The 954-nt window shown below is 61.9% G+C and carries 1 protein-coding gene; it reads right to left on the reverse strand.

All coding sequences use genetic code 11. The features are described from left to right. Positions 1–954 (reverse strand): alpha-D-ribose 1-methylphosphonate 5-triphosphate diphosphatase (locus ACR0LL_RS21170; RefSeq protein WP_480589278.1); only part of this gene is annotated, 954 nt, incomplete at both ends.

Below are 954 nucleotides of genomic sequence, written 5' to 3' on the forward strand. Positions count from 1 at the left end.
CTAAATCCGCGCGCTGTCCGGGCATCAACCTTCCCCTGTCGGTCAGACCCAAAACCTGCGCCGGGCCGGACGATATGAGGTCCCATGCGCCCGCCAAGTCCAGCAGACCGCTTTTGGCCAGCATCAACGCGGCGCGACGCGGGCTGGGGTAATGGTAGTCGGACGCCAACGCATCACACAGACCCATCGCGATCAGGTCCACTGCACTGGCATTGCCCTTATGCGATCCGCCCCGCACCACATTGGGTGAGCCCAGAATGATATGATCACCAGCAGCACGAGCCGCTTCGGCAACCTCCAGTGTTTCCGGAAACTCGGCAATGGACACGCCTCTCTTACGCCACCATTCACGCGTGTCCGCCGTCGCGTCATCATGGCTGCCCAAGCGCACACCCAGTCGGAGCAGGTCTGCGCACAGGGCTTCGACGGCAGCGGGCACCTCGTCCCGGCGCGCGTGCATGGTTTGCAACATCTCAAGATGCGCTTCGGGACTGCGCCCGGCCTTCAGGGCTTGTCCTGTCAGACGGGGGGGCGTGCGCCCCTGTGCCAGCCGGTCATGTGGCAAATGGTCGTTGAAAACGACATAGGGCACCTGCCACCCGACGATCCGGTCTGGCAATCCGTCATAGTCATCCAGCATATGGGTTTCAAAACGCAGTTGCGGGATAAGATCGGTGACGACCGTGCCCCTGACCGAAGCGATTGCTCCAAAGACCTGCGCAGCAAATTCAGGTCCGCGCACACCGCCTTCCCAACTGTGGAACTGGGCCAGAACGGCGGTGGTAATCCCGTTTGCGGCCAGTTCCGCCTCAACGGACAGGATACCTTCGGACATCTGTTTCATCGCGCCCCTGCGCGGCGCAATATGGCGTTCGAACCCGTCGCCATGAAGGTCCACGATCCCAGGCAGAATGAGATATCCGGACAGATCGATCCGGCGCCCTACCCGATCCT

This window comes from Ruegeria sp. AI2 (assembly GCF_056541275.1).